The sequence below is a fragment of the Halorussus aquaticus genome (genome assembly GCF_024218795.1).
In the GTDB taxonomy this organism is placed as follows: Archaea; Halobacteriota; Halobacteria; order Halobacteriales; family Haladaptataceae; genus Halorussus; species Halorussus aquaticus.
Genome location: NZ_CP100400.1, coordinates 2,193,491 through 2,216,126, shown reverse-complemented (window position 1 = coordinate 2,216,126; position 22,636 = coordinate 2,193,491). Strand labels below are relative to the sequence as shown.

General features: G+C 67.1%; 27 protein-coding genes and 1 pseudogene. 18 read left to right on the top strand and 10 right to left on the bottom strand.

The annotated features are described in order from the left end of the window. The first annotated feature begins 16 nt into the window (after positions 1-16). The 9 genes from NGM06_RS11455 (at position 17) to NGM06_RS11415 (ending at position 5,311) form a co-directional block, all read left to right on the top strand. Entirely contained in the window at positions 17-913 is an 897-nt protein-coding gene (locus NGM06_RS11455; protein ID WP_254267086.1) for a DUF7319 domain-containing protein, read from the top strand. A gap of 85 nt (positions 914-998) precedes the next feature. Continuing rightward, complete coding sequence (locus NGM06_RS11450) at positions 999-1,658, top strand: plastocyanin/azurin family copper-binding protein (protein ID WP_254267085.1); 660 nt, start codon at positions 999-1,001, stop codon at positions 1,656-1,658. Between the two features lie 2 nt (positions 1,659-1,660). Continuing rightward, a complete protein-coding gene (locus NGM06_RS11445) occupies positions 1,661-2,047 on the top strand; it encodes a DUF7318 family protein (RefSeq protein WP_254267084.1) in 387 nt (128 codons plus the stop codon). A gap of 2 nt (positions 2,048-2,049) precedes the next feature. Then, positions 2,050-2,898: a ubiquinol-cytochrome c reductase iron-sulfur subunit gene (locus NGM06_RS11440; protein WP_254267083.1), complete on the top strand. Its 849-nt coding sequence runs from the start codon at positions 2,050-2,052 to the stop codon at positions 2,896-2,898. A 3-nt stretch (positions 2,899-2,901) separates the two neighbouring features. After that, positions 2,902-3,705 carry a cytochrome b gene (locus tag NGM06_RS11435; protein ID WP_254267082.1) on the top strand — a complete coding sequence of 268 codons (804 nt, stop codon included), beginning with the start codon at positions 2,902-2,904 and terminating at the stop codon, positions 3,703-3,705. 3 nt (positions 3,706-3,708) lie between these two features. Continuing rightward, positions 3,709-4,488, top strand: a complete 780-nt coding sequence (locus NGM06_RS11430) for a cytochrome b family protein (protein WP_254267081.1) — start codon at positions 3,709-3,711, stop codon at positions 4,486-4,488. Positions 4,489-4,507: 19 nt separating this feature from the next. Next, the gene (locus tag NGM06_RS11425) at positions 4,508-4,828 is read left to right on the top strand and encodes a DUF7315 family membrane protein (protein ID WP_254267080.1); all 321 of its coding nucleotides are present in this window, start codon (positions 4,508-4,510) and stop codon (positions 4,826-4,828) included. Beyond that, positions 4,821-5,075: a DUF7314 family protein gene (locus NGM06_RS11420; RefSeq protein WP_254267079.1), complete on the top strand. Its 255-nt coding sequence runs from the start codon at positions 4,821-4,823 to the stop codon at positions 5,073-5,075. The genes NGM06_RS11425 and NGM06_RS11420 overlap by 8 nt, the downstream gene beginning before the upstream one ends. 89 nt (positions 5,076-5,164) lie before the next feature. Next, positions 5,165-5,311, top strand: a complete 147-nt coding sequence (locus tag NGM06_RS11415; protein WP_254267078.1) for a hypothetical protein — start codon at positions 5,165-5,167, stop codon at positions 5,309-5,311. Between the two features lie 152 nt (positions 5,312-5,463). On the opposite strand, the gene NGM06_RS11410 is transcribed toward NGM06_RS11415, so the two are convergent. The 3 genes from NGM06_RS11410 to NGM06_RS11400 all read right to left on the bottom strand — a co-directional run bounded on the left by NGM06_RS11410 (position 5,464) and on the right by NGM06_RS11400 (position 8,367). After that, positions 5,464-5,904 carry a DUF7313 family protein gene (locus NGM06_RS11410; protein WP_254267077.1) on the bottom strand — a complete coding sequence of 147 codons (441 nt, stop codon included), beginning with the start codon at positions 5,902-5,904 and terminating at the stop codon, positions 5,464-5,466. Positions 5,905-5,999: 95 nt separating this feature from the next. Next, a complete protein-coding gene (locus tag NGM06_RS11405; RefSeq protein WP_254267076.1) occupies positions 6,000-6,830 on the bottom strand; it encodes an NAD(+)/NADH kinase in 831 nt (276 codons plus the stop codon). A gap of 226 nt (positions 6,831-7,056) precedes the next feature. Further along, positions 7,057-8,367 carry a M28 family peptidase gene (locus NGM06_RS11400; RefSeq protein ID WP_254267075.1) on the bottom strand — a complete coding sequence of 437 codons (1,311 nt, stop codon included), beginning with the start codon at positions 8,365-8,367 and terminating at the stop codon, positions 7,057-7,059. Positions 8,368-8,576: 209 nt separating this feature from the next. On the opposite strand from NGM06_RS11400, the gene pdhA reads away from it, so the two are divergent. Beyond that, positions 8,577-9,647, top strand: coding sequence for a pyruvate dehydrogenase (acetyl-transferring) E1 component subunit alpha (gene pdhA, locus NGM06_RS11395; RefSeq protein ID WP_254267074.1), 1,071 nt, complete (start codon positions 8,577-8,579; stop codon positions 9,645-9,647). A 189-nt stretch (positions 9,648-9,836) separates the two neighbouring features. Beyond that, positions 9,837-10,688, top strand: coding sequence for a cytochrome c oxidase subunit 3 (locus NGM06_RS11390; RefSeq protein ID WP_254267073.1), 852 nt, complete (start codon positions 9,837-9,839; stop codon positions 10,686-10,688). Between the two features lie 15 nt (positions 10,689-10,703). Here the strand turns inward: NGM06_RS11390 and NGM06_RS24310 are convergent, their stop codons facing one another. From NGM06_RS24310 to coxB, 3 genes and pseudogenes are all read right to left on the bottom strand, one after another. After that, positions 10,704-11,033 (bottom strand): prolyl oligopeptidase family serine peptidase, encoded by a 330-nt coding sequence (locus NGM06_RS24310; RefSeq protein ID WP_368410480.1) that lies wholly within the window; start codon positions 11,031-11,033, stop codon positions 10,704-10,706. 65 nt (positions 11,034-11,098) lie between these two features. Further along, positions 11,099-12,778, bottom strand: a pseudogene (locus NGM06_RS11385) (prolyl oligopeptidase family serine peptidase); the annotation flags it as partial. Positions 12,779-12,898: 120 nt separating this feature from the next. Then, a complete protein-coding gene (coxB, locus tag NGM06_RS11380) occupies positions 12,899-13,621 on the bottom strand; it encodes a cytochrome c oxidase subunit II (protein ID WP_254267072.1) in 723 nt (240 codons plus the stop codon). Positions 13,622-13,791: 170 nt separating this feature from the next. On the opposite strand from coxB, the gene cyoE reads away from it, so the two are divergent. The 3 genes from cyoE to NGM06_RS11365 all read left to right on the top strand — a co-directional run bounded on the left by cyoE (position 13,792) and on the right by NGM06_RS11365 (position 16,563). Next, a complete protein-coding gene (gene cyoE, locus NGM06_RS11375) occupies positions 13,792-15,171 on the top strand; it encodes a heme o synthase (protein ID WP_254270022.1) in 1,380 nt (459 codons plus the stop codon). A gap of 18 nt (positions 15,172-15,189) precedes the next feature. After that, positions 15,190-15,861 carry a DUF7546 family protein gene (locus NGM06_RS11370; RefSeq protein ID WP_254267071.1) on the top strand — a complete coding sequence of 224 codons (672 nt, stop codon included), beginning with the start codon at positions 15,190-15,192 and terminating at the stop codon, positions 15,859-15,861. An 81-nt stretch (positions 15,862-15,942) separates the two neighbouring features. Beyond that, positions 15,943-16,563, top strand: coding sequence for an SHOCT domain-containing protein (locus tag NGM06_RS11365; protein WP_254267070.1), 621 nt, complete (start codon positions 15,943-15,945; stop codon positions 16,561-16,563). A 24-nt stretch (positions 16,564-16,587) separates the two neighbouring features. Here NGM06_RS11365 and NGM06_RS11360 read toward each other — a convergent pair whose 3' ends face one another. After that, positions 16,588-16,857 (bottom strand): hypothetical protein, encoded by a 270-nt coding sequence (locus NGM06_RS11360; protein WP_254267069.1) that lies wholly within the window; start codon positions 16,855-16,857, stop codon positions 16,588-16,590. An 84-nt stretch (positions 16,858-16,941) separates the two neighbouring features. Here NGM06_RS11360 and NGM06_RS11355 point away from each other — a divergent pair, with 84 nt between their 5' ends. Continuing rightward, the gene (locus NGM06_RS11355; protein ID WP_254267068.1) at positions 16,942-17,910 is read left to right on the top strand and encodes an ABC transporter ATP-binding protein; all 969 of its coding nucleotides are present in this window, start codon (positions 16,942-16,944) and stop codon (positions 17,908-17,910) included. Continuing rightward, the gene (locus NGM06_RS11350) at positions 17,907-18,707 is read left to right on the top strand and encodes an ABC transporter permease (protein ID WP_254267067.1); all 801 of its coding nucleotides are present in this window, start codon (positions 17,907-17,909) and stop codon (positions 18,705-18,707) included. Before NGM06_RS11355 ends, NGM06_RS11350 begins: the two co-directional genes overlap by 4 nt. 79 nt (positions 18,708-18,786) lie before the next feature. On the opposite strand, the gene NGM06_RS11345 is transcribed toward NGM06_RS11350, so the two are convergent. The 3 genes from NGM06_RS11345 to NGM06_RS11335 form a co-directional block, all read right to left on the bottom strand. Further along, complete coding sequence (locus tag NGM06_RS11345) at positions 18,787-19,317, bottom strand: hypothetical protein (protein WP_254267066.1); 531 nt, start codon at positions 19,315-19,317, stop codon at positions 18,787-18,789. Between the two features lie 62 nt (positions 19,318-19,379). Further along, positions 19,380-20,279, bottom strand: coding sequence for a fructosamine kinase family protein (locus tag NGM06_RS11340; protein ID WP_254267065.1), 900 nt, complete (start codon positions 20,277-20,279; stop codon positions 19,380-19,382). Continuing rightward, positions 20,276-20,896, bottom strand: a complete 621-nt coding sequence (locus tag NGM06_RS11335) for a DUF420 domain-containing protein (RefSeq protein ID WP_254267064.1) — start codon at positions 20,894-20,896, stop codon at positions 20,276-20,278. The genes NGM06_RS11340 and NGM06_RS11335 overlap by 4 nt, the downstream gene beginning before the upstream one ends. Before the next feature lie 260 nt (positions 20,897-21,156). Here NGM06_RS11335 and NGM06_RS11330 point away from each other — a divergent pair, with 260 nt between their 5' ends. Further along, entirely contained in the window at positions 21,157-21,573 is a 417-nt protein-coding gene (locus NGM06_RS11330; protein ID WP_254267063.1) for a cobalamin B12-binding domain-containing protein, read from the top strand. Then, positions 21,570-22,619, top strand: coding sequence for a methylmalonyl Co-A mutase-associated GTPase MeaB (meaB, locus tag NGM06_RS11325; protein ID WP_254267062.1), 1,050 nt, complete (start codon positions 21,570-21,572; stop codon positions 22,617-22,619). Before NGM06_RS11330 ends, meaB begins: the two co-directional genes overlap by 4 nt. Positions 22,620-22,636: the final 17 nt, after the last annotated feature.

The following is a 22,636-nucleotide window of genomic DNA, read 5'->3' as shown; positions in this document are numbered from 1 at the left end:
GTCTGAGTTTCGGACAATGACCGACGCCTCGGACGACCCGGCGGGCGAATCACCCGCGGACGCGACGGCGACGCGGGGTGAGGGTAGCCCCGAGACGCGGACCGACGCCTCGCCCGACGAAGACGGCGACCGTCCGACCCCCGAGGAAGTCGAGGAGAGGTACGACTTCGAGGACTTCGGCCCGCGAGACATGGCCGAGATGAGCTACGAGGAGTGGCAGGTCGCGTTCGATCACGACTCGTGGATCACCGGCGAGCAACTCCTCGACAGGGTGGAGGACGACCTCAACAGTCGCGTCGCCGACCGCGACGTGTTCGCCGTGGTCGAACGCATCGAGCGCGAGGGCCAACCCCAACTGCTCGCGTACTCCGACGAGGGGTACGCCGTGGTCTACCCCGACGGGTCAGTCGAGGGAAGCGGGACGGTCCTCCGGGACGTGAAACCCTCGGTCGCGCTGGCGTCGATGGAGAGCTACGAGGTTCCCGAACCGCCGGAGGGAGACGTGCTTCCCGACCCCGCAGAGGTGCCCGAAGGCTCGGGGAAACTCGGCAACCAGTTGATGCAGGTTATCGCCGCCGTCCACGTTCTCGCCGGTGTCGCGCTGTTCGCGGCGTGGATCGTCGTGGGACTCCCCATCGTGGCCGCCGTGGCCGCGCTCGGGTTCCTGTTCTTCGGCGTGTTCGTCTTCCTGCTGGTGGCGAACGCTCGACTCTCCGACCGGTTCCGCGCCGAGGAGTACCGCAATCGCCTCCGCGCGGTCGGGTTAGAGGACGACGAACGGCCCGAGTTCCTCCTCGACGACGAGGGCGAGCGACTCCCGGACGACGCCGAGACCAGCGACTCGTCGCCCGACGAGGAGGGTGACGGGGCGACCGGAACCGGCGTTTCCTCGGCGTCCGACAGCGCGAATTAGGACCGTACTCGGCGCGTCGGCGTCGGAAACCCCGCTACGGCGGCATCGGTGGCTTTAAGCAATTCCTGTCCTGACTTTCTACCGTATGAAGAGGCGGGACTTTCTGACGGCAGCAACCGGTGTTGCGGGCGGCGCTGGGGCGGGCGTAACAGCCGCCGCAGCACAGGAGACGACCACCACGTCGTCCGGCAACGCCACTGCCTCCGGAAACGAGACCACGACCGCCACCAACGGGACGACGACGAGCGGAGGTTCGTCCGGCGGTGGCGGTCCGACGAAAGAGGTGACAGTCGGTCCCGGCGGGAGTCTAGTGTTCGAGCCCGCCGAGATAACCATCGCTCCCGGAACCACTATCAAGTGGGTCTGGGAGTCGGACAACCACAACGTCGTCCCAGAGAGCCAACCGGAAGGGTCGAGCTGGGAAGGGACGCCCGGTGGAGCGAGCAAGACGTACAACACCGGCTACGAGTACTCGCACACGTTCGAGACCACCGGTACCTACGAGTACTTCTGCCAGCCCCACAAGACCGCCGGGATGGTCGGTACCATCACCGTCCAAGAGGGCGGCGGCGGTGGCGGTGGCGGCGGTGGACAGGCGGAGGCCAACCCCGAACACATGGGCGTGCCGTTTCAGGCCCACTTCGTCGGTCTGGCGACCCTCCTGATGATGGCCGTCTCGCTCGTCTACACGTTCTTCCTCCTGAAGTACGGCGAATCACCGCACGCGAGTGGGGGTAATAGATAACCATGTCATCCACAGGCTCAACGTACGGCGACATTCACCGCTACGAACCCGCCCGCGAGAGTACGGCCGCGGCCATCGCCATCGTCCTCCTGACGGTGGTCGAGGTCGTGTTCGTCGGACTCTTCACCTACGGACTGGTGAGCGGTTGGGGGTACAACGAGATCGGTAACATGTACCTCGGGTTCGTCCTCGCGGTCATATTCATCGACCTCGCGTTCATCCTCCTGTTGTATCGCAAGGAGTTCCTGCCCGACGTGATGATCGTCAAGAAGCGTCGTCGCAAGTGGGAGGACCTCTACATCCGCGAAGACCAGCAATACGGTACCGAGACCCTCGGTAACGCGTGGGACCAGTTCAAGCAGGCAGTCTACCCGTACTACAAACGATAACTATGCCAGAAGAAGACGACAAGTATCCGGAAAGCACAGGTCGCCGACGCTTCGTCAAGGGCGTCGTCGGCAGCGCATCGCTCGCCGGAGTCGGTACCGCGACGGCGGCAGGTATCAACTCGGCCACCGCACCGAGCGGTGCCGGCGGTGGCATCCGACAGTTCATGGCGATGGAGAACACGGCCGGTCCCGCTCCCCGCGGCATGCCTCAGATTCCGGTCGAAGTGGACTCGGAAGGGTATCTCAAGGGCATCTGGCCCGAAGTGAAGACCAAGACCCAGCAGGGCCGCGAGATAACGGTCGCCGAGATGGAACTGGGCGGCGTCACCTACTCCAGCGAGTGGTTCCAGTACTGCGGGGTCCAGACCTACCCCGGCGTCCAACCCAAGGCCGACCAAGACAACTACTTCCGCTACAGCGGTAACTCCAAGTTCGAGTGGCAGAACGACGCGGTGAGCGAAGGCGACAAGATGCACGTCGACGACTTCAGCGACTACGAGACTTGGGGCAACGGCATCGGCCAGAGCGGTCTCGGGAAGCCCGCGCAGGGGTCGTGGCGCTCGCAGGACGTTCCGCCGAGCGGCACGATGCCGATTCAGGTCATCCGGAGCAAGCGCATCGAGAAGATGGCCCAGAACGACGAGTGGCTCTCGGCCAGCACGTCGAAAGGATTTATCGCCAACCTGAACAAATGCACGCACTTTTGTTGCGTGCCGTCGTTCAAGGGGTTGGCGGGGTCGGCGGTGGCGAGCGCACAGGACAAGATATACTGTCAGTGCCACCAGTCGGTGTACGACCCGTTCAACATCGTCAAGAAATCGTTCGTCGCGCTCCCGCGCCCGGAGGAATAATCAATGAGTATCGAACGCAAAGACGAATACGACCACGGCGAGTGGATGCAGAAGAAGGAACTCACGCCGGTAGAGACGACGTTCCTGACGGCGCTCATCTGGATGGACAAGCGCTTCCGCATCGTCGACTACCTCGAGATACTGGAGACCCTCTACTACAGGGTCAACATGCAGATGCCGAAGAGCCACACCGAGCAGTACAACCTCGACAACAAGTTCTGGTACTGGTACCCGCTGTACGCGCTCGGTAGCTTCTCGACCATCGCCTACGTGGTCGCGGCACTGAGTGGCGCGTTACTCGGGTTCTACTACGCACCGGGGACGGTTTCGGCGACGGGCGAAGCGTCGTTAGCGTACAACCAGATCGCGTTCATCATGACCGAACTGAACTTCGGGTTCATGCTGCGGTCCATCCACCGATGGGCCGCGCAGGTCATGGTGGCGGCGGTGTTCCTCCACATGCTCCGCGTGTACTTCACCGGAGCGTACAAGGAACCCCGCGAACTGAACTGGATACTCGGTATCATCCTCATTAGTCTGACGATGGTGTTCGGTTACTCCGGATACCTGCTCACCTGGGACCAGCTAGCGTTCTGGGCCAGTCAGATCGGCGTCGAGATGAGCCTCTCGATACCGCTCATCGGCGAGTGGGTCGCACAGTTGGTGTTCGGCGGGTTCAGCCCGGGAGCGGCGACGCTCCAGCGCATGTACATCATGCACGTGTTCCTGCTCCCGTTCGTCGTCACGACGCTCATCGCTGTCCACATCGCCATCGTGTGGATTCAGGGCATCGCGGAACCCCACTAAACCATGTCTGACGAACAAGCAAAAACCGACGGCAGCGGAGAAGCACAGACCGACGGCGGCGGAACGGGCATCGTCCCACCGGACGACGAGACCCCGACGTGGAGCGAGCGCAAGCAACGCACCGAGGGTCTCTCGCGGTTGACGTACGAGTACTTCGAGCGCGCACGCCGCGAGGACCAGGACCTCCGACAGGAGTCCAGTTACGTCGAGCGCGACGTGCTGGCGTTCCCGGTGTGGCCCCACGAGATGATCCGAAACCTCTCGCTGACGAGTTTCTTCGTCGGGATGATCATCTTCCTGGCGGCGACGCTCCCGCCCCACCTCGGGGCACCCGCCGACCCGAGTTCGACCCCGGCCGTCATCCTGCCCGACTGGTACCTCTACTGGTCGTTCGGCCTGCTGAAGCTCGGTCCGCTCAACCCCGAACTGGCGATTCTGGGCGGCCAGAAGCTGACGGCCGACCGGACGTACGGCGTCATCGCCAACATCATCGTGGTCGGGTTCATCGCCATGGTGCCGTTCCTGAACAAGGGGAGTGCGCGGCGTCCCGTCGAGCAGCCGTTCTGGGCTGCAGTCGGGATGGCCGGGTTCACGTTCGCGTGGACCATCAGCGCGGTGTCCATCAAGAACCTCATCCCCATCGACTCGCACCTGCTGTTCGACCTCGCGTTCCTCCTGCCCATCGTCGTCGGGACCATCACGTACGCCGTCCTGCGGTCGATGCGCGAGGGGTACATGTTCGACCTCAACCGGCGGTACTATCGGCTCCGACCGCCGAAGTAACGTCGAGGGTTCTCTTTTCATGGATTCACGCACTAACGACACCGACGCCGGTGGGGAGTCTGGCGCTCGCGAAGTAGAGGTGCCGCTCCGACTGTACAAGGTCGTCACCGTGTTCTCGACGATGTTCGCGGTGGCGTTCGTCGTCGGCGGGTTCATCGTGCTCGACACGGCGACCCAGCGCGCGGAACTCTCCCTCTCGGAGATAGACCTGCCCCTCGCCATCCTCGGCGTGGCGATGATCGCCGGGGGCGCGACGATATACGCCTTCGCGACACGGTTCCGCGCCGAGGGAATGGGAAAACCTAAAGACGACGCCGACGAACAATCGAACAATGGCTGACGAATTCGCAAAGGGATTCGGTATCCTGACGGGTGGCGGTCTCATCTGGATGGTACTGTCGGGATGGTTCACCACGCCGGGCTTCGAGGAGGCGCAACTCGTCGGCGAGATTCCCGGTAACCTCGACGCGTACGGACAGGCCGCCATCATGCTCCGGGAAGTGATGTTCTGGTTCGTCGTCGTCGGCGTCCTGACGTTCTGGGTCGTCCTCCCGGTCGTCGAACAACTTCGGAAATCGTCCGCGTAGAACCGACAGTCGCCGCTTCCTTTCGACGCTAGCGTCCGAGCGACGGCGCTCGCTCGTCCGTCTCCCCGCTCAGTCCGCGAACTGACCTCGTGAGCGATAGCGTGGCCACCACGTCCGACGACGGGCCGAGCCTCCAGTGGGCCGCTCGAACTCGCATACAGTCGCTCCTGCTCGCATCGTTCCGGAATCCACGCCTCGTCCGACTCGGTGTGCCAGCGTGGTCGGCGGGCGCGTAGACGTCTCTCACGAGTGGCGGTCTACGCCCTCGCCGACGAACGTAACACACCGAGGCGGACACGAGGTCACTATCCGCTCTATCGTTACGAGCGCCGCGAACGGCGATGTCACTCCGAACCGGAGAGACGACGCGAGAAAGTGGTGGCGTCAGTCAGACGACGGAGTTCCAGAGCGGTTCGATGATATAGAACAGGCTGATGTAGCCCGCGTAGAGGAACACCACGAACGAGGCGGTCATCGAGCCTTTGGGACTGGAGAGCCTCTCGTCCTGCCGGAGTTCGACCTCCTTGGCCTCGAACTCGAAGAAGTCCGTGAGGAACAGTCCGAGGACGAGCGTCGAGAGGACGATACCGGCGTGGTGGTGGAGCGTGAGCAGGTAGAACGACCCGAGGACGAGGACGACGTTCGACACCTCGTGGAGCACGTTACGGTCGAGTTCCTCGTCGTACTCGTCGCTCCGTGCTTGCTTTCGGTAGTCGCGGTACGCCCACCAGCGCGTGCCCATGTTGACCAACACGAGGGCGAACACCACGTACTCGATGACGTCCGCGAAGAGCGCGTCGATCGGTCCGAGCAGTGACAGCGGTTCCATACCCGATAATCGGGAAGGCGGCGTATTAAACCTTGATTTCCGAGTCCGTCGGTCGCGTTCCGTAACCAACGTCTCGTTCGCCCGCGGCGCGCCTTCTACCGCTCGAAGAACGGCCGACTCTCGGTCACCCGGACGACGTCGAGCGACCCGTCCTCGACCACTTCGACAGCCGTATGCGGCGAGACGCGCCGGACCGTTCGGTCGTCGAGCAGCAGCGAGACCTCGCCCTCGTCGCGTTCGACCGTCAGCGTCACCGGCCGGTCGGCCGACAGCACCCAGTGGTCCACGTTCACGGCGAACGGGGCGACCGGGACGACGCCGACGACGCCCGACCCGGGTTCGAGCAGGGGACCGCCCGCGTTCCGCCCGTACCCGAGACTTCCTGTCGGCGTCGAGACGACCACGCCGTCCGCGCGGAATCGGGCCACCCGCTCGCCGCGAGAGCGGACGGCGTACTCGGAGATGCGCGCGGGTTCGGCGGTGATCAGCATCACGTCCGCCAACGCGGGACCGACGCGCTCGCCGTCGACCGTGACCGCGAGGAGCGTCCGCGAGTCGGTGTCGAACTCTCGCGCGAGCAGAGCGTCGAGCGCGCTCGACAGTCGCTCTCGTTCGGCTTTCGTCGGGGTCGAGTCGTCCGTCGAGGTCGGGGTGTCCGTGGAGTCCGAATCGTCGCCGGTGGGGCCGGACTCGCTCGCGTCGAGCGAGACGCCGCCGTAGCCGGGACCGGCGTCCACGGGGAGGACCGGCGCGTCCAGACCTTCGCGGCCGAGCGCGAGCAGGGCCGACTCGCCGACCGCGACGACCGACTCGGGGTCGGCCGCGACGACCGCGCTCGCCGACGCGTGGGCCACGTCGGTCTCGGTCTCGGCGGCGTCGCGAATCCAGTCCGCGACCGCACTCTCGCCCACGATTCCGAGCGTCATACGCTTCCGACCCCCTCGACGTTCGCGCTACCCATCGGACTGCCCTTGGAGCGCCATCCGTGAAAAGGGTACGGAGTCGGCCGACCGGAGTGCGGTAGACGGAGTCTCGAAGGTGCGGTAGTGGTCGCGGAGAAGTAGTGTCGGCCCCGAAACGCTGCCTCCACGCGGTCGTTTGGTCACACGCTGGTCGGACCCCGTCCGAACGGAAACCGGAGTTCGACTCGGCCTACTCGTCGTAGGGCCAGTCGCCGATAATCTTCATGCCCTCGGCCTGATCCTCGGCTTCGAGCGCCGCGGCTATCTCCTCGGGGTCCTTGCGTTCGACTTCGAAGTCCTCGCCAGCGAGACGAACAGTCAGTTCGGTCAGCAGAATCGCCTGCTCGCGGAGGTCCCGGACTTCGAGTTTGTCGAGCGTGTCGGCGTAGGTGTGGCCCCACCCGCGGCCCTCGTCGCCGGTCTCGCTCATGACGTGGTAGCCGGGGACGCCCCACTCGACGTAGGGCCAGTGGTCGCTGTGGGGACCCTGCTCGGGAATCGTCTTCACGGGGTGGCCGAGGTCGTCGCCGACTTCCTCGGCCGCGGACGCGAGCGCGTCGAACCCGTGGGTGTAGAACGAGAGCGTGCGCCCGCGGACCACGCCGTCGTTGTTGACGATGGCCGCGACGGAGTCGAGGTCGCGGTTCTCGGCGTCGACGTTCGACCCGACGAGACCGACCTCCTCGGCACCGTAGGCGACGAAGTGCACCCTCGTGTCGAGTTCGTCCTCGCGATCCGCGAGCGCGCGGGCCATCTCGACGACCATCGCGGTTCCGGCACCGTTGTCGGCGGCCCCCTCTGCGATGTCGTGGGCGTCCACGTGGCTGGTGACGAGGACCTCCTCGTCGGTGTCGGGACCGAGTTCGGCGTGGACGTTCTGACTCGTCGCGTCGTAGATGTCAGCGTCCACGGCCACCTCGACCTCCTCGCCCTCCCAGCGCCGCGAGAGTCGGGACCCGACCTCCTTCGAGACGCCCACCGCCGGGACGTCGCCGATGGGGTCCTCGCCGGTTCCGACGCTTCCGGTCGGGGGGAGACAGCCTTCGACGTGATTCCGGAAGACGAACGCGGCCGCGCCCCCTTCGACGGCGTAGTAGTACTTCTCGCGTCGGTGGATGAACCGGTCGTAGTAGTCGGGGACGTTCGAGGCGGCCATCACGACCTTCCCCTCGATGTCGGTCTCCTCGAAGTCCTCGGGCAGGCCGTAGCCGAGGTCCACGAGTTCGCCCGCCGCGGTCGCGTCGGGGCTTCGCGGGAGCGCGATGGACGACTGGACGCCGTCGCCCGCCCGAATCTCGCTGTCGCCGCGAGTCCAGCCCTGCACGTCGAACTCCTCGATTCGGGCGTCGCGCGCGCCGACGCGTTCGAGGGCGTCCCGAGTGGACTCGGCCGCCTCTCGCTCGCCGTCACTTCCGGCCATGCGGTCGCCGATGTCCACGAGGTCTTCCAAGTGATTCCATCCGGCGTCGCTGGTGAACGTCCGACCGATCCACTGTGTCATACCACCGCATGACTCCGGCGGCGGCGTAAGCTTTTCGAATCGAAAGTTCCGACGATTCGTCACTCGACGGGCGGTTCTGAGGGCTTCGCGTAGACGAATCGAAACTCTGCTTTTAAATCTCGTGACCAGTTTTCGGCATTTCAGTTGCCCAACGACACTTTATAACGCTGGATGTATATTTTCTAACAGACGGTCGGTGATCGACGACAATGGCAATACAGGCACCAGACGTTACCCGCGTGGTCGACCCGGACGGCACTGTGGACGAACGAACGGACCCCGACCTCTCGGCGTCGGCGGTAACCGACATGTACCGGCTACAGGTACTCGCCCGGACGTTCGACGAGAAGGCGGTCAAACTCCACCGGCAGGGACGTATCGGGACGTACGCGCCCCTCCAAGGACAGGAGGCCGCGCAGGTCGGCGCGGCCTACGCCCTCTCGGAGTCGGACTACTGCTTCCCGACGTACCGCGACCACGCGATGTATCTGACGCGGGGTCTCGACCTCGAAGACGTGTTGGTGTATCTGCTCGGGGAGGGCAACTACGTGGACCGCGAGGACCCCGACGGACTCCGGACGTTCCCGCCGACGATACCCATCGCCACCCAGCTCCCCCACGCGGTCGGAACGAGCATGGCGGCCGACTACCGGGGCGACGACTGCGCCACGCTGGTGAGTTTCGGCGACGGCGCGACCAGCGAAGGCGACTTCCACGAGGGGATGAACTTCGCGGGCGTGTTCGAGTCGCCGACCGTGTTCTTCTGCCAGAACAACCAGTGGGCCATCTCGGTGCCCCGCGAGCGCCAGACTGCCTCCGCGACCATCGCCCAGAAGGCCGACGCCTACGGGTTCGAGGGCGTCCGCGTGGACGGCAACGACGTGCTGGCGGTGTACGGCGCGGTCGAGGACGCGCTCGAAGCCGCCAAGGACGGTGAGGGTCCCCGACTCATCGAAGCCGTCACCTACCGCCGGGGTGCCCACACGACCACCGACGACCCGTCGAAGTACCGCGACGACGAGGAGGTCGAGGAGTGGCGGAAGAAGGACCCGGTCGAGCGAACCCGGGAGTATCTCGCGGAGATTCACGACTGGACCGACGAGGACGAGCGCCAACTCCGCTCGTGGGCCGACGACCGGGTCGCCGACGCCGTCGAGGGCGTCGAGGACCGCACGGGTCTCGACGCGGACGACATCTTCGAACACGTCTACGCCCGGACGCCCGATTCGCTCGAACGACAGCGTCGGCAGGTCGTCGACGACCCGGAAGTCGAGCGATAGCCCCGGACGGGACTTCGGTCCGCGGAGTTCTCCCGTTTGGCGCGTTCTGCGTACTCCGCGATGTCGGGACGTTCGATACGTTATCCGTCCAGAACGGAGACACGTTAGCCGCGGCGGTACCGCCGGAGTCCACTCGTTTCGCGGACGCGTTCAGGTGCCTTTTTACTATTCGACCCGCAATCGTCTCGTATGACAGTAGCGGACGATTCAACGGAAGAGCACGGCCATCACCTTCCGGCCGTCGAGGACTGGCCGCGAGGGTTCGGCGAGGCGAGTTGGTGGCCCTTCGTCACCGCCCTGGGCGGTGCGGGCATCTACGTCGGGGCCGCGCTGTTCCTGCTCGCGCAGGGCCAGCAACCGATAGTCGACCCAATCTTCGGTCCCGTCGTCTTCATCGGGTCGGTCGGCCTGTTCCTCGCGGGCCTGTACGGATGGGTCTACCACGCCTTCGTCAAGGCGTTCTGGTCGAGTGACGGCCACGGCGACAGCGCGCTCAGATGGGGAATGACGCTGTTCCTCGGTTCGGAGATAGCCACGTTCAGCGCCGGGTTCGTCTACTACTTCTTCATCCGCGTCGGCACGTGGTCCACCGAGGGACTCCCGCACCTGCTCGGGTCGCTGGTCCTCATCAACACCGCGCTCCTGATACTGTCGAGTTTCACGCTCCACTGGGGCCACGTCGAACTCCGGAAGGGTAACCGGCAGAACTTCCTCGTCGGACTCGCGGCCACGCTCCTGCTCGGCGTCGTCTTCATCGGCGGGCAGGTGCTAGAGTACTACGAGTTCATCCAGCACGAGGGCTTCACCCTCACCTCGGGCATCTTCGCGTCCGCCTTCTACGGCCTGACCGGCCTGCACGGACTCCACGTCTCGATGGGCGCGGTCCTCATCGGCATCGTGTTCGTCCGCGCGCTCTACGGACAGTACACCGCAGACCGCCACGTCTCGGTCACGACGGTCTCGATGTACTGGCACTTCGTGGACGCGGTCTGGATATTCCTCGTCGTCGTGTTGTACGCTGGCGCGGAAATCACGGTCTGAGCGGTTCCGTCCTTTTTACTCGTCCACTCCCAACACCTCGTAGAGGAACGTCCACCTGTCGGTCTGCGCTGTCGCGACGGTCTCGGCGGTCTCGCCCCCGCCGTGACCGGCGTCGGCGGTCGTCCGCAGGAGGAAGGGACCGCCGTCGGCCTCCGCCTGTATCCGGGCGGCCATCTTCCGGGCGTGACTCGGGTGGACGCGCGTGTCGCTCTCGCCGGTCGTGAACAGGACCGGCGGATACCCGACGCCCGCCTCGACGTTGTGGTACGGCGAGTACGCCCGGAGGTAGTCGAACGCCTCGGGGTCCTCCGGGTCGCCGTACTCGGGCGTCCACGCCGCGCCCATCCCAACCGGTGGAACCGAAGCAGGTCCAGTAGCGGTACCGAACACCGCGCGGCGGCCCAGAGGTCCGGGCGTCGCGTCACGACGGCGCCGACGGACAGCCCGCCGTTCGACCGTCCGGCGACCGCGAGTCGGTCGGAACTGGTGTACCCCGCGGAACAGAGGTACTCGCCCGCCGCGACGAAGTCGTCGAAGGTGTGCCGTTTCGCCGCGCGCATCCCGTCCTCGTGCCACTCCTCGCCGTACTCGTGGCCGCCGCGCGCAGAGACGCGCGCGTACACGCCGCCGTCCGCGAGAAACGGCACTCGGAACCGGTCGAAGTCAGGCGGCCTGCTGGAGCGGAACCCGCCGTACCCGTGCAGGACCGCCGGGTTGTCGCCGTCGCGCTCGACGCTCGCTCGGTGGCAGACGAACACCGGTACTTCGACGCCGCCCGACGACTCCACGAACGCTCGGCGAACCACGAGGTCGTCGGGCGTCGCCACCTCGACGCTCGCCAGTTCCCGGCGGTCGCCCGTCGCGAGGTCGGTGCGGACCAGCGTCGGCGGCCGGTCGAAGCCTTCGACCAGATAGAACGCCGCCTCGGCGTCGGGGTCGGTCCGGAGTTTCGACACCGAGGAGGCGTCCGGAACCGGGAGGTCCCGGAGGTGGACGCCCCCGTGGTCGTAGACCGCGAGGCGGGCGCAGGCGTCCTCGGAGTAGTGGGCGACGAGGAAGCGGGGCGTCGCGGCGACCGACTGGAGGACCGCCTCTCGCTCGGGGAGGACCGTCTCGCAGTCGGCTAGCGAGACGTGACCCGCGCGGAATTCGTCGAACGAACACGCGACGACCCGCCCGCGCGGGGCCTCGTGGTCGGTCTGGACGAAGACCCTTCCGTCGCCGAACACCGCGAACGTCTCGGCGTCGCCGTCTGCGAGGACCGGCCGGAACTCGCCGTCCGCTCGAACGGTCCAGTCGGTGGCCGACGCGTCGTGGAACGCCACCGCCAGCGTCCCGGACGCGGGGTCGGTCCTCACCAGCGGCCACCCGTCTCGGTCATCGGGCGCGAGCAGCACGTCCGCTCCCCCGCCGAACTGCCAGTGGCGCAGTTCCGTGACGACGCCGCCGTCGGGTCCCGCGTCCGTGGCGACGTAGTAGAGGCCCTCGCCGTCGGCGTCCCACGCGACCGTCCCGGGACTCGCTGGGTCGTAGCCCACGAACGCGCGACTCACTCGGCCGCAGTCGTCCAGCACGGCCTCGTCCTCGCCGTCGGGAACGCTCGCGACGTGAATATCCACGCGCTCGTCGCCGCCCGCGACGCCGTAGGCGACGCGGTCACCGTCGGGCGAGGGGAGGAACCACGACATCGAGCGGGTGGGCGCGCCTCCGATTCCGGCGTCGGCGCGCCACTCGTTCGGGTCCACGAGTCGCGTCCAGTCGCCTTCGAAGGACTCACCGACCACGAGTCGTGCGTGGTCGTCGCCGGGGTCGCGGACGGTCCGGAAGTACCGGCCGTCCGCCGCCTCGACGGTACCGTACTCCGAGACCGCGCTCAGCGAGCGCATCTCAGACCGAAGGATGTCCCGCGCGGGCGCGTCGAGGTGCGCGTCGGCGTACTCGTTCTGGGCCGCGGTCCACTCCCGGACCGCCTCGTCGTCGCCCTCCAGCCATCGGTAGGGGTCGGCAATCTCGGAGCCGTGGTACTCGTCGGTGACGGGGTCGCGGCGGGTCGGCGGCGGGTCGGCAGTCCAGTCCGGGGGCGTCGGCATGCCGGGACGGTTCGAACACCCTGTCAAAAAAGCGTGTGGTACCGCGGAGGTGGTTCGCACGCGCTCGGCGACGCCGCGGCTAAACTGTCAGCGCCGGTCGGAAAAAGCGGAGAACGCGAGTTAGCTCGAACTGTTGCCCTGCTGCTCGTCGAGCCAGTTCTGATACTCCTGCTGGCTCACGACCCGAACCTCACCGAGCATCTTGGAGTGACCCACGCCGCAGTATTCGGCGCAGTAGAGCTGGTAGGTTCCCGTCTCGGTCGGCTTCGTCTTGATGGTCTCGTACTGTCCGGGGAGCGCGTCCTGTTTCAGTCCGAGTTCGGGGACGTGGAAGGAGTGGAGCCAGTCCCGCGACGTTATCCTGAGAATCACGTCCTGTCCCTTCGGCAGGACGAGGGTCCCCGTCGTCGTGACGTTCTGGCCGGTGTAGTTGAACTCCCAGAGGTACTTCTGGCCGTAGACGTCGACCGTCACGGCGTTCGAGTCCGCGGGCTCGATTTCGCCACTCGCCTGCGAGACGTACTCGTTGGCCATCACGCCGTAGGAGGCGTAGCCGACGACCAGCAGGACCAGCGCCGTGGCGATGGTCCACGAGATTTCGAGGCGGCGGTTCTCCTTGGTCGGTTTGGGGTCGTCGTTGTTACGGTACTTCCACACGGTGTAGATGAGGATGCCCTCGACCAGCACCGTGATGGGAATCGCCATGTACAGCAGCTGGGTGTTCAGCGACTGTATCAGCGCCTCCGTCGTGGAGTCGTATCCCTGCGCAAGTACCGGGTCCGCGAACAGGGCGAGCGCCGCGACCCCCAGTAGCGTTGCGAACGCTGTCCGCTTTGAACTCATGCTGGTTGCGAATTGGGACGAGACTCATAAATACCTACTGACTTCCCTGTTCGGGTCGGCGGGTTAGCCGGTCTGCGTTCCGGTCGATTCGGTTCTTCTAAATACGACGAGTCCGCAACCTTAGCTAGGAGATTCGCGTGACCGGACACCCATCTCGTCGGTTCGTCTCGATGCTCGCTGGCACCGCCATCGGCGTCTACCTGCTGGTGGTCGTCGGTGCGACCACGGCACTCACCGACGCCGCTGCCGCCTGCCCGACGTGGCCCGCGTGTCACGGTCGCTGGCTCGTCCCGCTGGACCAGCCGAAACTCGCCGTCGCGTGGGGCCACCGGGTCGCCGCGCTCGGCGTCGCCCTCGCGCTCGCGGCGACGACCGCGCTCGCGTGGGTGACTGACACCGAACGGCGAGTCCGCGCCGCGCTCACCACCTCGGCGGTCCTCTACCCGGCGCAGGTCGGACTCGGCGCGTTCGCGGCGACCACCGCCACGCCCGCGCTGCTGTCGGCGGTCCACCTCGTCGTCGGCATGGCGATTTTCGGCGGCATCGTCGTCGCGCTCGCGTGGACGCTCGAACCCGAGACGTTCGACGAACCGACCGGCGTCGAGGACCCCGACGAGGTGCCCGACGCGCACGAACCGTCCCCGTCACCGACCGCCGCCCGGCCCGACGGGCTTCTCGCCCGAGCGAAGCGAACCGGGTTCGCCTACTTCCGACTGATGAAACCCCGACTGATGTGGCTGCTCTGTCTCGTCGCGTCGGCGGCGATGGCGCTCGCGGCCGGGTCGTCGTCTGCCCTACAGGTCGAGACGGTCGTCGCCACCCTCACGGGCGGCGTCCTCTCCATCGGCGCGTCGGGCACGTTCAACCACGTCCTCGAACGCGACGTGGACAAGAAGATGAACCGGACCGCCGACCGCCCGGCGGCGACCGACCAGATTCCGGTCCGGAACGCCGTTGCGTTCGGCGTCCTGCTGGTCGCGCTCTCGCTGGGGGCGTTCCTGACGGTGAACGTGCTGGCGGCCGCGCTGGGGATGTTCGCCATCCTGTTCTACAGCGTCATCTACACGCTGTTGCTCAAACCTAACACCGTCCAGAACACGGTCATCGGCGGCTTCGCGGGGGCGCTCCCGGCGCTCATCGGCGGGGCCGCCGTCACGGGCAGAATCGGCCTGCCCGCGATAGTGCTGGCGGGCGTCATCTTCCTCTGGACCCCCGCCCACTTCTACAACCTCGCGCTGGCGTACAAGGACGACTACGCTCGCGGCGGGTTCCCGATGATGCCCGTAGTCCGAGGCGAAGCCGTCACCCGCAAGCACATCCTGCTCTACCTCGGAGCGACCCTGCTCGCGGCGGGCCTGCTGTCGGCGGTCACGACGCTCGGACTGGTCTACGCCGGAACCAGCGTCGCGTTCGGCGCGCTCTTCCTGTGGGCGGTCGTCCGACTCCACCACGAGCGAACCGAGCAGGCGGCGTTCCGGTCGTTCCACGCCTCGAACGCGTACCTCGGTGCGCTGTTGCTCGCGGTCGTCACGGACGCGCTCGTGTTCTGACTCCCGACACGACCAACTATGACACGGACACTCGACCTCTCGCTGGACCGACTGCGGCCGAGCCGCGACGCCCTGCTGTGGACCGGCCTGCTGGTCAACACCGAACTGGTCCTGACCTTCGCGTACCTGCTGCTCGCGGACGTGACCGTGACCGAGTGGCGGTACCTCGTCTTCCCGTTCGTCTGGATAAACGTCAGCGCGTGGGCGCTGCTCCGGGCCGACCCGGTGGCCGACTCGCGGCGCACTCGCTACATCGGGGCGGCGGTGGCAGTCGGTTACTTCCTCCTGCTGGCGTCAGTCGGCGGTCTCGTCAAGCCGGGCGGGAGCCACGCCCTCGGGTGGCGAATCGCGTGGCTCCCGCCGGGGTGGGGTCCCGCCGTGCTGTACACCGGGTCCGCGGTGAACCTCTCGCTGATGCCGTACAAGCTCGTGGGCTACCTGACGCTGGCGTATCTCGTCTACGACACGGTACTCGACACCGCGGGGTCGGCGGTGTCGGGTCTCGTCGGGGTGGTCTCCTGCGTCAGTTGCGCGTGGCCGGTCGTCGCCACGCTCGCGGCCGGGGTGGCGGGGACCGGAACCGGCGTGGCGGCCGCGGCCAGCGAGTGGTCGTACACGCTCGGAACGCTCGCGTTCGTCCTGACCGTCGCGCTGTTGCGGTGGCGACCCACCGTCGGCGGTCGGTTCTGACGGCGCGCTGACGCGAGTTATTTTCCGTGATAATAGTCGGCAAGTATAACCGGGTTCGCGTCAGACGTTCGTCTGACAGTCATGTCACCGACCGGCGACGACCGACGGTTCGCGTCGATGCTCGCCGCCCGCGCCGACCACCCGTCGGTCACGGCCGACCGACTGGCGGGGACGGCCGACGCCGTCAGTGACCTCGAAACGGCGCCTCTGACCCGACTCGCGGACGGCGAGGAACCCGCGTTCTGCTTCGAGTGCGGCGACGAGGGCGTCGGGTTCGGCGACCCGGAGTCCACGGTGACCCCCGAGCGGGGCGGCGTCTACCTGTTCACCGACCGCCGGGTGTCCCTCCAGTTGGGCGTCGAGGGCGGGGACGAGTCGGTGAGTCTCCCCTACGGCGACGTCGTCGGCGTTCGCTCGCGCGAGGGGGTTCGACGCCACCGAATCGACCTCGCGGTGGCAGACGCGAAGTACTTCCTCTGGCTTCCGGGTACCCTCGACGCCGACGACGTGACCCGCGCGGCCGAGTACGTGACCTACCGCTCCAAAGCCGAGTCGCCCGACACCGGGGGTGACGGGTCGGCGTCGTCGAACGACCCACAGAGTCTGCGCGACCGCCTCGAACGACTCGGCGACGCCAAGTCGCGCGGACTCATCGACGAGGAGGAGTTCCAGCGCCGGAAGGAGGACCTGCTGGACGAGTGAACAGGGCCGTTCGAGGGCCGTAAATCACGGTCCGCCGCGCAGTCTGTACTCGTCGACGTTCTCGACGTCGGCGCCGACGTATTCGAGCAACCAGTTCCACTTCTCGGGGACGCTCCGGTCGCCGGGCGCGTCGGCCATGCGCTCGGCGACGAACGGCGGACTCCACTCGACGCCCTCGGACTCTCGGAGGCGAACCGCCGCGTCGGCGACCCGTTCGGCGTCGCGCTCCGACCCGAACTCGGCCGCGATTCTGGTCTCGACTTCCCTCCGAAAGCGGTCGATGGCGTCGGTCATATCGGCCGTATCCGACCGATGACACAAATACCTACTGGCGTCGGAATCGAACCGCTTACCAGCGAACCGCCACAATCCCGGACCATGAACGACGTACTGGTCGCCGAGGACCTCCGGAAGACCTACGGCGACACCGCGGCGCTCGCAGGGGTGTCGCTGTCGGTCGAGGAGGGCGAGGTGTTCGCGCTCATCGGTCCCAACGGCGCGGGCAAGACCACGCTCGTCCGGGCGCTGACCGGCACGACCGACCCGGACTCGGGGTCGGTGTCGGTGTTCGGGACCGACCCGCAGTCGGCCGACCCCCAGCGTCTGGCACTCCTGCCGCAGGCGTTCGACCCGCCGGAGCGACTGACCGCGCGCGAACTCGTCGAGTACTACGCCGGACTCTACGACGAGGCCCGCGACCCGGAGGCGGTCCTCGCGGAGGTCGGGATGGCCGACGCCGACGACACGTGGTACGAGAACCTCTCGGGCGGTCAGCGACGCCGCGCCTGCGTCGGCACGGCGCTGGTCAACGACCCGGACCTGCTCTTCCTCGACGAACCCACCACGGGCATCGACCCGGCCGGACGGCGGTCGCTCTGGGCGCTCATCGAGGAGTTGGCCGACCGCGGGACGACCGTCTTCCTGACGACCCACTACATGGAGGAGGCCGAGCGACTCGCCGACCGGGTCGCCCTGCTCGCCGACGGCGAAGTCGCCGCGTCCGGGTCGCCGTCGGCGCTCGTGGCCGAACACGGCGGCCGGACGCGAATCGTGGTCGAGACCGACGCCGACGCGGGCGCGGTCGCCGACGCCGTCGCCGGGACCGACTTCGAGGTGGAGGCGAGCGACGGCCAACTGGTCGTCGCGGGGGTCGAACCCGAGGACATCGGCGACGTGGTCGCGGCGCTGAACGACCGCGGGGTCGCCTACGAGTCGCTGGCGTGGAAGCAACCCACGCTCGAAGACGCCTTCCTCCGGGTGACCGGGAAGTCGGTCGCGGGCGGGGCGGGCATCTCGGTCGAGACCGACCGCGAGGGCGAACCCGCCTTCGCCGGGGGCGAGCGATGAGCGCCACCGGCCGGGTCCGGGCGGAAGCGAGCGCGGCGTGGCGCTCGTTCGTCAGGCGGCGGACAGCGGTGTTCTTCACGTTCTTCTTCCCGGTCATCCTCATCCTCATCTTCGCAGTGCTGGTCCAGACCAACCCGACCGGGGGCGGCCTGTTCGCGGAACCGCCGGGCTACTACCTGCCGGGGTATCTCGCCGTAGTCGTCCTCTTCACCCCGCTCTCGCGGGTGGGGTCGGAGGTCGCACGCCACCGCGAGGGCAACCGCTTCGAGAAACTGGCGACGACGCCGCTGTCGCGCGCCGAGTGGCTGCTGGCCCACACGCTGGTCAACGTCGCCATCATCGGCATCGCCGGTCTGCTCATCCTCGGACTGATGGCGCTGGTGACGGGGACGGCGTCGCTCGCGCTCGGCCCGGCGAACCTCGCGCTCGTGGCGGCGTTCGTCGGGTTCGCGGTCGCGCTGTTCTGCGGTCTCGGCGCGGTCCTCGGCGGACTCGCCGACTCCCAAGACGGCGTCATCGCCGCGAGCAACACCATCGCGCTCCCGCTGCTGTTCCTCTCGGACACCTTCGTCACGCCCGCCCTGCTCCCGGCGTGGTTCCGACCCGCGATGAACCTCTCGCCGCTGACCTACTTCGCGCGGGGGGTTCGAGAACTGACCTACAGAACGTCGGCGTCGGGCGCTGAACCGCTCTCGGAGGCGGCGCTCGCCGGATGGGAGTCCAACCTCGCGGTGCTGGCGCTCCTGACGGTTGTCTTCTTCGCGGCGGGGACCTACGCGATTCCGCGGACGGACTGACCGTCGAACCGTTCCGGGAGGCGCGACTGTCCTCTGCAAAGAGGGACCGTGCCACGGATACCGTGACCCACCGGTCGTCTCACTCTATCTTGGCGCGGAGGCGCTCCCGGAAACCGGGGTCGTCGTCCGTGTCCGCGGTTTCGCCGACCGAGACTCCCCGGAGACGGAGTATCTCGACCGCCTCGTCGGCCTCGGTCTCGGTCGGTGTCTCGATTTCGAGGTCGTCGCGGTCGCCCTCGCACACGACTCGGAGTTCATCGTCGTCTACGCGTCGGACCGCCTCGACCTGCCGCAGCGAAACCGTCCGAGTCCGGACGCTCCGGTACGCCACCACACCGACGACGAAGGCGGCGCAGGCGAGAACCAACAGCGACAGCACGTCGGCGTTCCCCGTCAGCACGTCGCGGGCGCTCGTAATCGCGCGAGCCACGAACCCCCCAGAGCCGAGAACCGAGAGGACGAACAGCAACCGGTGGTCCGTGTCGTTGCGCTTCCAGCCGTCGCGCCACTTCTCGACGAACAGTCGCCGAACCGACCCCGAGACGCGGAGTTCGCCGTCGGTAGCGGTCGCGGTCCCCGTCACCGTCCGGAACGTCCACTCGTCCGTCACGGGTGACAATCTACCGTCACGTCCCTTAGACCCAGCGGTACGGCCGGACCGAACTGGTCGGGTCAGTAGCCGAGTTCGGTCAGTCGCGCCCCGATTTCCGCGGCGTACCCGTCGTCCTCGAAGTACAGCAGATGTTCGAGCAGCGGGACGAGTTGGTACACCTCGCGGCGACCCGCCTCGAACCCGTCGTCGATACCGCGCTCGTCGCGGTAGGTCTCGAAGAAGGCGTCGCCGAACGACCCGACGAAATCGACGTAGGCGAGTTCGACCTCCGCGTGGCCGAACGACGACGCCGGGTCGAGGAACGCTCGGACGCGGCCGTCGCGCACGACGATGTTGTTCGCCCACGCGTCGCCGTGGAGCAACGAGGCCGCCGGAGCGTCGGGGAGCCACGAGTCGAGGTCCGCTGCGAGCGCGTCGATGCGCTCGGCGAGTTCCGGCGGGAGGACGCCCGCCTCGGCGGCCGTCTCGGCGAAGTGACGGAGACGGTGGTCCCTGAAGAACGCGACCCACGACTCGGTCCACGGGTTGGGTTGCCGATACGGTCCCGTCAGGGTGTCCCGCGGGAAGCCGAACCGACCGTCCGCGGCGTCCCCCATCGCTCCGCCGGACTCCCTCGGTCGTCGCTCGTGGAGCGCAGCGAGGTGTCGAGCCACGTCGCGCTCTGCGGCCGGAGTGAACTCGCCGTCGCCTTCGACGTACTCCATCACCAGCAGGTCGTCGCTCCGGTGGAGTACGTCCGGAACCGGCAGGCCGCGGTCGGCGAGAACCGAGAGCATGAACGCCTCGACGGTGAGGGGCGTCTCGCCGGTCTTGGCCGCCACGGTCCGGCCGTCGGCGAGCGACACGCGTTCGACGCGTCCGACCTCGCCGCCGTCGAGTTCCGCGGCGGATTCGGCGGCGACGCCGAGCGCGTCGGCCACCTGCGTTCGAACCGACGGTTCGGTTCGCCGGTCGCTCATCGTCGCGGGACGAACGCGAGCGGAACGAGCGCGGTCATGTACTCGTCTACTCCGTAGACGTGGTTCAACATCAGGTAGGTGACGATGCCGAGCGCGAGGCTGAGTCCCCACGCTCCGGCCGCCCAGCGCCCCACTCTGGCGTGGGGAGTCTCCCTGAGTTCCGCGGCCGTGTGGGTCAGTCCGAGGACCACGGCGTAGACGACCACGGGCACGGCGATTACCGAGAGGGCGATGTGTATCGCCAGCATCACGAGGTAGGCGTAGTAGACGAGTCCCTCGACCGCGATGGACTTCTCGCCGCCCCCGCCGACCTTCACGAGGTAGAGCGCGAGGAAGGCCAGAATCAGCGCGAACGCGGTCAGCATCGCGGCGCGGTGTTTGCGAACCTCGCCGCGGCGAATCCAGCGCCACCCGGCCAGCAGCGACGTGAGCGCGACGGTGTTGACGACCGCGATGGCGTGGCTCAGCAGGTCCACGGTCGCGCGTTCGAGTTCGGGGTAGATGGGGAGGAGTCCGGCGAACGTCCCGAGGACGAGCACGTATCCGAGTATCGAGAGGACCGCGGTGGCGGCCCGCGGGTTGTCCTTGACCCGACGCTTCGCGGTTGCAGTGGCCATGTCCGGACGTTTGGGACTATCGTCCCAAGTGTGTTGCTGTCCGGGGACGGGCGGAGAGTTCGGACGTGTGTCCGTGGGAATCGGTGAATCGTGTGCGCTCCGTCCGAGGTGTCGGGTCGTTCCGGGCACGAGTCCGACGACTCGAACGTAGCCGAGAGGCCGTCCCGTCACCGACTCATCAAGCCCGCTTGCACGAACTAAAACGAACTTTCGGCAAGATTTCCGTAACTGTCAAAGCCGAACGTGTCGAAACGACGGCTATGAGCGCAGACCAGGAACAGCAGTCGATTCGCTGCCTCGTCGCCAAGGTCGGACTCGACGGACACGACCGGGGCGCACACGTCATCGCCCGCGCCTTCCGCGACGCCGGGTTCGAGGTCATCTACTCGGGCCTGCACAACGCGCCCGACGAAATCGTGCAGGCGGCCGTCCAAGAGGACGTGAACGTCCTCGGCATCTCCATCCTCTCCGGGGCACACAACACCCTCGTGCCCAAGGTCATCGACGGACTCAAAGAGTACGGCGCGTTCGAGGACACACTCATCCTCGTCGGCGGCGTCGTGCCCGACGACGACAAGGCCGAACTCAAGGAGATGGGTGTCGCCGAGGTGTTCGGTCCCGGCACGCCGATGGAGGAGACCATCGAGTTCGTCCGCAAGAACGCTCCCAAGCGATGAGCGCGGAGTCAGACCACGCCGAACTGGTCGAGGACCTGCTGGCGGGCGAACACCGCGCGCTGGCCCGGACCATCACCAAAATCGAGAATCGCGCGCCGGGGTACCGGGACCTCGTCTCTCGACTCCACCAACACACCGGGCACGCCGAAGTCGTGGGTATCACGGGGAGTCCGGGCGCGGGCAAGTCAACGCTCGTGGACAAGATGGCCAACTACTACCGCGAGCGCGGCGAGACCGTCGGCGTCATCGCGGTGGACCCCTCATCGCCCTTCACGGGCGGCGCGGTGCTGGGCGACCGCATCCGGATGGCGAGCAACGTCGGCGACATGGACGTGTTCTTCCGGTCGATGTCGGCCCGGGGTACCCTCGGCGGTCTCTCGACGGCGACCACGGACGCGGTGAAGGCCCTCGACGCCTTCGGCAAGGACAAGATACTCATCGAGACGGTGGGCGCCGGGCAAAACGAGATAGACATCGTGAAGTCCGCCGACACGGTGGCGGTGCTGGTCCCGCCGGGGAGCGGCGACGACGTGCAGATGCTCAAGGCCGGAATCCTCGAAATCGGCGACGTGTTCGTCGTCAACAAGGCCGACCTCGCGGGCGCGGACCGGACGGTCCAAGAACTCCGCGAGATGATTCACATGCAGAACGACCACACCGCGGGTCTCGCCACCGGCCACCACGGCGCTGGCGCGACCGACGCCGACCACGGCCGGGACGACGATGACGACGAGGAGGGGTGGGAACCCCGAATCGTCGAGACGGTTGCCAAGGACGGCGAAGGGGTCGAGGAACTGGTCGAGACCCTCGCCGACCACCACGCGTATCTGGAGGCGTCGGGACTGCTCGAAGGGAAAGAGCGGATGCGCTACGCCGAGGAGATTCGGAACCTGCTGCGCGACGACGTGGGCGGTCTGCTGGAGGAGGAGATCGACCGCCACGGTGGCATGGACGACCTGGTCGAGAGCGTCCGGCGGCGCGAGACCGACCCCTACTCGGTCGCCGACGAGATACTCGAACCGCTCGAAGACTGTCTAGAGGACTGACGACGGGTCGGCCCGCG